We start from the raw sequence: 10,268 nt of genomic DNA on the forward strand, positions 1-10,268 counted from the left end.
GCCTGCATGTCTTTCGATCTCCGCACGCGCCTCGACGCCCGTCGCGCCGAACATCTCTACCGTCAGCGCCCATTGCTGCAAAGCCCGCAAGGTCCGCAGGTGGTTGTCGATGGTCAGCCATTGCTGGCGTTCTGCAACAACGATTACATGGGCCTGGCCAACCATCCGGAAGTGATCGCCGCCTGGCAGGCAGGTGCCGAGCGTTGGGGCGTGGGCGGCGGGGCGTCGCATCTGGTGATCGGCCACAGCACGCCGCACCACGAACTGGAAGAAGCGTTGGCCGAGCTGACCGGTCGTCCTCGTGCCCTGTTGTTCTCCAATGGCTACATGGCCAACCTCGGCGCGGTGACAGCCTTGGTCGGTCAGGGCGATACGGTGCTGGAAGACCGCCTCAATCATGCCTCGCTGCTGGATGCCGGTCTGCTCAGCGGCGCACGGTTCTCGCGCTATCTGCACAACGATGTGACCAGCCTGGCGAGCCGCCTGGAGAAATCCGTGGGCGATACGCTGGTGGTCACTGACGGTGTGTTCAGCATGGATGGTGACATCGCTGACTTGCCTGCGCTGGCGCAGGCTGCGAAGGCCAAGGGTGCCTGGCTGATGGTGGATGACGCCCACGGATTCGGGCCGCTGGGTGCAAACGGTGCCGGAATCGTCGAGCACTTCGGCCTGAGCATGGAGGATGTGCCGGTACTGGTCGGCACCCTCGGCAAATCGTTCGGCACCTCTGGAGCATTCGTGGCCGGCAGTGAAGAGCTGATCGAAACCTTGATTCAGTTCGCCCGGCCCTACATTTACACCACCAGCCAGCCACCTGCGCTGGCCTGCGCGACCTTGAAAAGCCTGCAATTGCTGCGTACCGAACATTGGCGTCGCGAGCATCTGGCGAGCCTGATCCAGCAGTTTCGTCAGGGGGCCGAGCAGATCGGCCTGCAATTGATGGACAGCTTTACGCCGATCCAGCCAATCCTGATCGGCGATGCCGGACGGGCTCTGCGTCTGTCGCAGTTGCTACGTGAGCGTGGCTTGCTGGTGACGGCGATTCGTCCGCCGACCGTGCCTGCTGGCAGTGCCCGATTGCGCGTAACGTTGTCTGCCGCGCACAGCAAGGCCGACGTACAGCTATTATTAGAGGCTCTGGAGCAGTGCTACCCGCTGCTGGATGCAAGTGAATCCACGGAGCCCGTCCATGCGTGATCGTTTGATTCTACTGCCGGGCTGGGGTCTGGGCGTTTCGCCGCTGGAGCCGCTTGCCGCCGCGTTGCGCGGGCTTGACGAGCACCTGCGGGTCGAAATCGAACCGTTGCCGGATATCGACAGCTGCGACCTGCCTGACTGGCTCGACGAGCTGGACGCCAACCTGCCGGATAACGCCTGGCTGGGCGGCTGGTCGCTGGGCGGCATGCTCGCCGCCGAGCTGGCAGCACGGCGTGGCGAAGGTTGCTGCGGGCTGCTGACCCTGGCCAGTAATGCCTGTTTCGTCACCCAGGGCGCGTGGCCGAATGCGATGCCCGCGCAGGATTTCGATGCGTTTCTGGCCGGCTGTTCCGCTGACCATGACGCGACCCTCAAGCGTTTCAGCCTGTTATGCACTCAAGGCGCAGTAGACTCACGCGGTCTCGCCCGGTTACTCAAGGCTGGCGCGCCGCACAGCTCCAAAACTGCTTTGGTCGATGGGCTGAAGATACTCCAGCAACTCGATACACGTAGCGCGCTGCAAACCTATCGCGGCCCGCAACTGCACCTGTTTGCCGGACTTGATGCGTTCGTGCCGGCTGAAGCAGCAAGTGATCTACTGGCCTTGTTGCCGGATGTCGAGGTCGGTCTGATCGAACAGGCCAGCCATGCATTCCTTGTGGAAAACCCCCACGGAGTAGCCGCTGCGATTCATGCCTTTCTGCACGAGTTGGACGATGACTGATCTTTCTATGCCCAAACCGCCCTCTGTCCTGCCGGACAAACGGCAGGTCGCCGCGTCTTTTTCCCGGGCCGCGGGCAGCTATGACAGCGTGGCCGAACTACAGCGCAGCGTCGGCAGCGAGCTGCTGTCGCGTCTGCCTGCGCAGTTCAGTCCGGTTCGCTGGCTGGATCTGGGGAGCGGCACTGGCTATTTCAGCCGGGCACTGGATCAGGTTTTCAGTAGCAGCGAAGGCATCGCGCTGGATATCGCCGAAGGCATGTTGCGCCATGCGCAGCCATTGGGCGGTGCACAGCACTTTGTGGCAGGTGATGCCGAGCACCTGCCACTGCGTGATCAGAGTTGCGGGCTGATTTTCTCCAGCCTCGCTGTGCAGTGGTGTGCGGATTTCGCCGCGGTGCTCCGTGAGGCTCACCGGGTATTGCAACCAGGCGGTGTGTTTGCCTTCGCCAGCCTGTGCGTCGGCACGTTGTACGAGTTGCGCGACAGCTGGCAGGCAGTCGACGGCCAGGTTCATGTAAACCGCTTTCGTCACGAGGATGATTATCGTCAGTTGTGCGCTGCCAGCGGTTTACAGGTGCGCAGCCTGGATGTGTGCCCGCAGGTGTTGCATTACCCCGATGTGCGCAGCCTGACGCATGAGCTGAAAGCGCTCGGGGCGCACAACCTCAACCCTGGGCGGCCCAGTGGCCTGACCGGACGCGAGCGGATCAAGGGCATGGTTCAGGCCTACGAAGCCTTCCGTCAGGAAGCCGGTCTGCCCGCTACCTATCAAGTGGTGTACGCGGTGCTTGAAAAAGCCTGACGGCTCCACGTCATAAGGAAGATTACCGAGATGAGCGCTGCTTATTTCATCACCGGAACCGATACCGATGCTGGCAAGACCACGGTAGCTGCCGGTTTGCTGCATGCCGCCCGCTTGAAGGGCTTGAGCACCGCGGCGGGCAAGCCTGTGGCGTCCGGCTGCGTAGTGACTGCACAGGGACTGCGCAATTCCGACGCGCTGGCGTTACAGGCCGAGTGCTCTGTCGAGCTGGATTACGATGAAGTCAATCCGCTGGCTTTCGAACCGGCCATTGCGCCGCATCTGGCCGCGCGCGAGGCAGGTGTCGTGTTGACGGTCGACTCGTTGCTGAAGCCGATGCAGCATATTCTGGATAAACAGGCCGACTTCACCTTGATCGAAGGCGCTGGCGGCTGGCGCGTGCCCTTGGCCGGGCAGAGCAACCTGTCCGATCTGGCCATTGCGCTGGATCTGCCGATCATTCTGGTGGTGGGCGTGCGTCTGGGCTGTATCAATCATGCGCTGCTGACTGCCGAAGCCATCGCCCGGGACGGTCTGCACCTGGCAGGCTGGGTGGCCAACGTCATAGACGCAAACACCTCGCGGCTGGAGGAAAACCTCGCCACGCTGGTCGAGCGTCTGCCTGCACCCTGTCTTGGACGCGTGCCACGATTGAACGAGGCGAGCGCCGGAAATGTGGCGCAATACCTTGAATTAGGGCAACTGCGCTGACAGCGTCGCTATCTTGCTGACAGGCAACGTTGTTTTGGTTTTTTCAAGAGTCAGGCTATCATGCGGCCTAGTGCCATTAGTCTATTTGTCGAGTATTTCTGCGCAAATGCTGGTTCAATGGCACGTGTTCGTTTTTTGAACTGAGGATCGGCTTATGCAAATCACCATGAACAACACCCTTTATCCGGGCCTGAGCGCTATGCAGGTCGGGCAAGGTCGTGTGGATCAGGCGGCCACCCAGATCGCCAGCTCCAATATCGAAGTGTCGGGCAGAAGTCAGTCTTCCGACTTTCAGCTCGAAAACCTGCGTTCCGTCGACCGCAGCCAGCGTTCTGACCTGTCTGCCAATATTGTCGAGCTCAACGCCGGCAAGAGTCAGGTCGAAGCCGGGGTTGCGGTTCAAAAGGCCAGCGACGAAGCGCTTGGCACTCTGATCGACACTTACGCTTAACATCCTGTGTTCTAAAGCTTCGTGTAACGCCCACGCCGTGCCACACCTGCACGGCGTCGTTTGCTGAATTGCCTGCCATCACCCTCCTGTATCGCCCCCGTAACACCTTCCGCCTCTACTAAACTTGCGCTTACGTTTTTCCTGCGCCTGATCCCTTTGCTTGCGCGGTCTGTAGAGCAGGGTGGACGAATGGTGCGCGCTTCGCTATTGACAAGGTTTAGGCGTAAACGTATGTTTCAAACACCTGTTTGACCGCAAGGCATACGAGATTGTCTGGTGCTTGAGGCTATGCTTTCAGCGACCGCCCGGTCATTCGTTCCAGGATTCATCAGCAGAGGTTTATCGCTATGCCTGACTACAAGGCCCCCTTGCGTGATATTCGTTTCGTCCGTGATGAGCTGCTCGGTTATGAAGCGCACTATCAAAGTCTGCCAGCCTGTCATGACGCCACCCCGGACATGGTCGACGCCATTCTCGAAGAGGGTGCCAAGTTCTGCGAGCAGGTTCTGGCACCGCTGAACCGGGTGGGCGATACCGAGGGCTGCACCTGGAGCGAGTCGGGCGTGAAGACACCGACCGGTTTCAAGCAGGCTTACAAGCAATTTGTCGAGGGCGGTTGGCCGAGTCTGGCGCATGACGTAGCGCATGGCGGCCAGGGCTTGCCCGAGTCGCTGGGTCTGGCGGTGAGCGAGATGGTCGGCGAAGCGAACTGGTCGTGGGGCATGTACCCTGGCCTGTCGCATGGTGCGATGAACACCATCTCCGAGCACGGCACCCCCGAGCAGCAGGACGCCTACCTGACCAAGCTGGTCTCCGGCGAATGGACCGGCACCATGTGCCTGACCGAATCCCACTGCGGCACTGACCTGGGCATGCTGCGCACCAGGGCTGAACCTCAGGCTGACGGGACCTACAAGGTTACCGGCACCAAGATTTTCATTTCCGCTGGCGAACACGACATGGCCGATAACATCGTCCACATCGTGCTGGCGCGTCTGCCGGACGCACCGGCTGGCACCAAAGGCATTTCGCTGTTCATTGTGCCCAAGTTCCTCTCGGCTGCCGATGGCAGCATCGGTGAGCGCAACGCGGTTAACTGTGGCTCCATCGAACACAAGATGGGCATCCACGGCAACGCCACCTGCGTGATGAACTTCGACGGCGCTACCGGCTACCTGATCGGCCCGCCGAACAAGGGTCTGAACTGCATGTTCACGTTCATGAACACCGCGCGTCTGGGCACTGCGCTGCAAGGTCTGGCGCATGCCGAAGTGGCCTTCCAGGGCGGCCTGCAATATGCCCGTGACCGTCTGCAGATGCGTTCGTTGACCGGCCCTAAAGCACCGGACAAGGCCGCTGACCCGATCATCGTCCATCCAGACGTGCGCCGCATGCTGCTGACCATGAAGGCTTTCGCCGAAGGCACGCGTGCCATGGTGTACTTCACGGCCAAACAGGTCGATATCGTCAAGTACAGCGAAGACCCGGAGCAAAAGAAAGCCGCCGACGCCTTGCTGGCGTTCATGACGCCGATTGCCAAGGCTTTCATGACCGAAGTGGGCTTTGAAGCCGCCAACCACGGCGTGCAGATCTACGGTGGTCACGGTTTCATTGCCGAGTGGGGCATGGAACAGAACGTTCGCGACAGCCGGATTTCAATGCTGTACGAAGGCACCACTGGCATTCAGGCTCTCGACCTGCTGGGCCGTAAAGTGCTGATGACTCAGGGCGAAGCGCTCAAGGGCTTCACCAAGATCGTCCACAAGTTCTGCCAGGGCAATGAGGGTAACGAAGCGGTGCAGGAGTTCGTGACGCCGTTGGCCGCGCTGAACAAGGAGTGGGGCGACCTGACCCTGAAAGTCGGCATGGCGGCCATGAAGGATCGCGAAGAAGTCGGCGCCGCTTCGGTGGATTACATCATGTTCTCCGGTTATGCCTGCCTGGCGTACTTCTGGGCCGACATGGCGCGTCTTGCGGCCGAGAAGCTAGCTGCCGGTACGTCGGACGAGGCGTTCTACCGCGCCAAGATCCAGACCGCGCGCTTCTACTTCCAGCGCATCCTGCCGCGCACTCGCACGCACGTTGCCGCAATCCTGTCGGGCGCTGCCAACCTGATGGACATGAAAGAGGAAGACTTCGGCCTGGCTTACTAAGCCTCGCTGCGGTCATGAAAACCGCCTGATCGCTGATCAGGCGGTTTTTTTATGGGTGCGTTTGGGCTCATTGTTAACACCAATCTCAACGAGACTTTGGGAGCAATGACCCCCCGGATAACTCTCGTTCCCATCACTGCGCGTGGTAATGCATTTCGTGAAGCTCTGCGTCACATCGCAGCCATGGCGCAGTATTCAATCCGGTCCGAGATACAGATAGCACCAACGCCCGCGACTTCCGCAATAAACATTTCCCACCTCCTGCCGTTACAGAAAGTAGCTCGTTTATTGATCCTGCCGATGCATTGTTCGCTGGCGGAGGGCACAATGCCATCAGGCCAGCCATTCATTCAGATGCCGGGTAGGAGATAACCCCTTTTGTTGCGTCCATCAGCTGCGCGATTGAGTCATTTTTTGCCTTCACTGGGTCTGCTGGTGGCGGGGCTTGCGGCTGCGTACGTAAAGGACCTGAACGTCTTCTTCACATCGCTATTCAATGTGCTGCCCACGCTGGTCCTGCTGTTGGGCGGTGCGTATTGCTGTGTTTACCGGCGTCAGCGCGAGCTGTTTCTGATGCTCACGGTGTATATCGCCTACTACCTGCTGGATACCCAGACCGACTTTTACCGCGATAACGGCAAGGTCCGTGAGGATGCGGCGGTGATTTTCCACCTGGTCTGCCTGCTGCTGCCGGTGCTGTTCGGGCTGTATGCCGCGTGGGAAGAACGTACGCATCTGTTTCAGGACATGGTCGCGCGGCTCGCGGTATTGGTGGCGGTAGGTAGTGTGGCGCTGGGTCTTGAACAGAGTTATCCGGTCGAACTGCAACTCTGGCTGGCCGACATCCGCTGGCCTGCATTGCACGGTGCCTGGATGAGTCTGATTCAGCTGTCCTATGCCATGTTCCTGGTGTCATTCGGGGTGTTGATCTGGCAATACCTGGAAAAACCGCGACCGCTGCACGCCGCGCAGATTGTCGGCCTGCTGGGATTGTTCTGGGCACTGCCGAAAACCTTCATCCTGCCGTTCACGCTGAATATCCTCTGCAGTCAGGTGATGCTGATGATTGCCGCCGCCGTGGCTCACGAGGCGTATCAGATGGCCTTCCGGGATGAACTGACCGGACTGCCTGGTCGCCGGGCGCTCAATGAACGCATGCAGCGTCTGGGACGCAACTATGTGCTGGCGATGAGCGACGTGGATCACTTCAAGAAATTCAACGACACCCACGGCCACGATGTGGGCGATCAGGTGCTGCGTCTGGTGGCCAGCAAGCTGTCAAAAATCACCAACGGTGGTGGCAAGGCGTATCGCTATGGGGGCGAAGAGTTCGCCATCGTGTTTGCCGCCAAGACCATTGATGAATGCATGCCGCATCTGGAAGCCATCCGCGAGACCATCGCCAATTACGAGATTCAGTTGCGCAACAAGGACAGTCGCCCTCAGGATGATCAGCAAGGCCGACAACGCCGCGGGGGAGCGCAGGCAGGCAGCGTGTCGGTAACGGTCAGTATCGGCGTTGCCGAACGCCAGCCGGAACATCGCACGCCGGAAGAGGTGCTCAAGAGTGCTGACCAGGCGCTGTATGCGGCCAAGGGGGCTGGGCGCAACTGTGTGGTCGCTTACGGGCAGTTGAACCGGCGCGGCGCTGTTCGTACAACTGAAGCGGCCACCTGAACCAATCCTGCTATTTTTCCCCGTGACCTGCTGTGACTATTCAGTCATGACACGACCCTATGTCTCTGAAATGTTGTTCGGGTAGACTCGTGAAACTCGACTGCTGATCTGCGTCTCTGCATGCATCGATCAGCCTCCAACAGAATTTCGCTCCGTGTTCACGAGGTTTGCCATGGCTGACTACAAAGCGCCACTGCGCGATATGCGCTTCGTCCTCAATGAAGTCTTCGAGGTTTCAAAGCTCTGGGCTCAACTGCCCGAGCTGGCCGAAACAGTCGATGCTGAAACGGTCGAAGCCATTCTCGAAGAAGCCGGTAAAGTGACCAGCAAGACCATTGCGCCGCTGAGCCGTAACGGTGACGAGGAGGGCTGCCACTGGAAGGACACCGTCGTCACCACACCTGCAGGTTTTCCCGAGGCCTATAAGACCTACGCTGAGGGCGGCTGGGTCGGTGTAGGCGGCAATCCCGAGTTTGGCGGCATGGGCATGCCCAAGGTGGTGTCGGCTCAGGTCGAAGAGATGCTCAACTCTGCCAGCCTGGCGTTCGGTCTGTACGCGATGCTCACGTCCGGCGCCTGCGTATCGATAGACACCCACGCCAGCGAAGCGCTCAAGACCAAATTTCTGCCCAATATGTATTCAGGCGTCTGGGCCGGGTCGATGTGCCTGACCGAGGCCCACGCCGGTACGGATCTGGGCATCATTCGGACCCGCGCCGAACCGCAGGCTGACGGTGCCTACAAGATCACCGGCAGCAAGATTTTCATCACCGGCGGCGAACACGACCTGACCGAAAACATCATTCATCTGGTCTTGGCCAAGTTGCCGGATGCACCTCCTGGGCCGAAAGGCATTTCGCTGTTTCTGGTGCCCAAGTTCATGGTCGGCGACGACGGCAGCCTTGGCGAGCGCAACACCGTCAGCTGTGGCTCGATCGAGCACAAGATGGGTATCCAGGCTTCGGCGACCTGCGTGATGAACTTCGACGACGCTACCGGCTACCTGATCGGCGAACCGAACAAAGGGCTGGCGGCGATGTTCACGATGATGAACTACGAGCGTCTGGGCGTTGGTATTCAGGGCCTGGCGTCGGGCGTGCGGTCTTACCAGAGCGCCGTCGAGTATGCGCTGGATCGTTTACAGAGCCGCGCCCCGACCGGAGCGCAGAACAAGGACAAGGCTGCTGACCCGATCATCGTCCACCCCGACGTGCGTCGCATGCTCTTGACCATGAAGGCGTTCAACGAAGGCGGTCGGGCGTTTTCCAGCTACGTCGCCCTGCAACTGGATATCGCCAAGTTCAGCGAAGACGATGCCGCGCGCAAGCGTGCCGATGATCTGGTGGCGCTGCTGACCCCGGTCGCCAAGGCGTTCCTGAGTGATATCGGTCTGGAAACCACTGTTCATGGCCAGCAGGTTTTCGGCGGTCACGGTTATATCCGCGAGTGGGGCCAGGAACAGCTGGTACGTGACGTGCGCATTACGCAGATCTACGAAGGCACCAATGGCATTCAGGCGCTTGACCTGGTGGGGCGCAAGATCGTTGGTTCGAACGGCGCTTTCTATCAGCTGTTTTCGGATGAAGTGCGCCAGTTCATCAATGGCGCGGATGGCGCACTTGACGAGTTCGCCCAGCCGCTGGCAAAAGCCTTGAACATGCTGGATGAGCTGACTGGCTGGGTGCTGGACCGCTCGCGCGGTAATCCCAATGAAATCGGCGCAGCCTCTGTGGAATATCTGCATCTGTTCGGTTACACGGCGTATGCCTACATGTGGGCCATGATGGCCAAGGCAGCACTCGGTAAAGAGCAGCAGGAGGAGTTCTACGCAAGCAAAATGGGTACTGCACGCTTCTACTTCGCACGTCTGCTGCCGCGTATTCACTCGCTGGATGCCTCGGTGCGCGCGGGCAGCGATTCGCTGTACCTGTTGAAGGCGTCACAATTCTGACCTGTAAAAGCCTTGTAAGCATTTGCTTACACTGCGTGGTGCCAATTGACCTCTTCCCAAGAAAGGGATCCAAAGTTAATCTTTGTTCATGGACGTAGCGCAGGACGCGCAACAAGACATAACAGGGACACGTAGGGAAGCCTGCCAGGATGGCGGGGTGAAAGGGAAATCAGGGAAACAGTCTGGAAAGCCCCGCTTCGGCGGGGTTTTCTTTGTCTGCGTTTTAACGATTCGGTTTTTCCTGCCCGCAGTATTCTGTCTTGCGCACGCACCACCAATGCCTGTGGCAGTCATCTCCCGAGAAAGAATAATGGCGTCGTGCCAGAGCCGGTTGAACCCTCACCGACGGCAAGGGTCGATTAGCTGTATGGCCAATCAGAGCCAATTCAATCAGGAGCTTTTCATGGACATCATTCGTATCATTTTCGCCATTCTGCTGCCTCCGGTAGGCGTGTTCATGCAAGTAGGCTTTGCTGGCGCTTTTTGGCTGAATATCCTGCTGACCCTGCTGGGTTATATCCCGGGCATCATCCACGCGATCTACATCATCGTCTCGCGCAAGTAACTCTCGCGCAAGTAACAAGGTCGCCCGACCACGCAGT

Annotated in this window: 9 protein-coding genes; all 9 read left to right on the forward strand. The window is 59.4% G+C overall.

Translation table 11 applies throughout. The features are described from left to right. Positions 1-6 precede the first annotated feature (6 nt). The 9 genes from bioF to RYC18_RS14740 all read left to right on the forward strand — a co-directional run bounded on the left by bioF (position 7) and on the right by RYC18_RS14740 (position 10,231). Positions 7-1,197 carry an 8-amino-7-oxononanoate synthase gene (gene bioF, locus RYC18_RS14700; RefSeq protein WP_004663402.1) on the forward strand — a complete coding sequence of 397 codons (1,191 nt, stop codon included), beginning with the start codon at positions 7-9 and terminating at the stop codon, positions 1,195-1,197. After that, entirely contained in the window at positions 1,190-1,921 is a 732-nt protein-coding gene (locus tag RYC18_RS14705) for an alpha/beta fold hydrolase (protein WP_005735068.1), read from the forward strand. The genes bioF and RYC18_RS14705 overlap by 8 nt, the downstream gene beginning before the upstream one ends. After that, positions 1,914-2,723 (forward strand): malonyl-ACP O-methyltransferase BioC, encoded by an 810-nt coding sequence (gene bioC, locus RYC18_RS14710; RefSeq protein ID WP_046835287.1) that lies wholly within the window; start codon positions 1,914-1,916, stop codon positions 2,721-2,723. Before RYC18_RS14705 ends, bioC begins: the two co-directional genes overlap by 8 nt. A 30-nt stretch (positions 2,724-2,753) precedes the next feature. Continuing rightward, the gene (gene bioD, locus RYC18_RS14715) at positions 2,754-3,434 is read left to right on the forward strand and encodes a dethiobiotin synthase (protein ID WP_005744043.1); all 681 of its coding nucleotides are present in this window, start codon (positions 2,754-2,756) and stop codon (positions 3,432-3,434) included. Between the two features lie 154 nt (positions 3,435-3,588). Beyond that, positions 3,589-3,885: a hypothetical protein gene (locus RYC18_RS14720; protein WP_004654758.1), complete on the forward strand. Its 297-nt coding sequence runs from the start codon at positions 3,589-3,591 to the stop codon at positions 3,883-3,885. Between the two features lie 347 nt (positions 3,886-4,232). Next, positions 4,233-6,038, forward strand: coding sequence for a phenylacyl-CoA dehydrogenase (locus tag RYC18_RS14725; protein WP_002555568.1), 1,806 nt, complete (start codon positions 4,233-4,235; stop codon positions 6,036-6,038). 378 nt (positions 6,039-6,416) lie between these two features. Then, entirely contained in the window at positions 6,417-7,715 is a 1,299-nt protein-coding gene (locus RYC18_RS14730) for a sensor domain-containing diguanylate cyclase (protein WP_016982669.1), read from the forward strand. 172 nt (positions 7,716-7,887) lie between these two features. After that, on the forward strand, positions 7,888-9,666 hold the full coding sequence (locus RYC18_RS14735; RefSeq protein ID WP_057423907.1) for an acyl-CoA dehydrogenase C-terminal domain-containing protein: 1,779 nt from the start codon (positions 7,888-7,890) through the stop codon (positions 9,664-9,666). 403 nt (positions 9,667-10,069) lie between these two features. Beyond that, complete coding sequence (locus tag RYC18_RS14740; RefSeq protein WP_002555565.1) at positions 10,070-10,231, forward strand: YqaE/Pmp3 family membrane protein; 162 nt, start codon at positions 10,070-10,072, stop codon at positions 10,229-10,231. The last annotated feature ends 37 nt before the right edge of the window (positions 10,232-10,268 follow it).

Origin of the sequence: Pseudomonas syringae group sp. 247E2 (assembly GCF_032587795.1) — a bacterium.
GTDB classification, from domain to species: domain Bacteria; phylum Pseudomonadota; class Gammaproteobacteria; order Pseudomonadales; family Pseudomonadaceae; genus Aquipseudomonas; species Aquipseudomonas amygdali.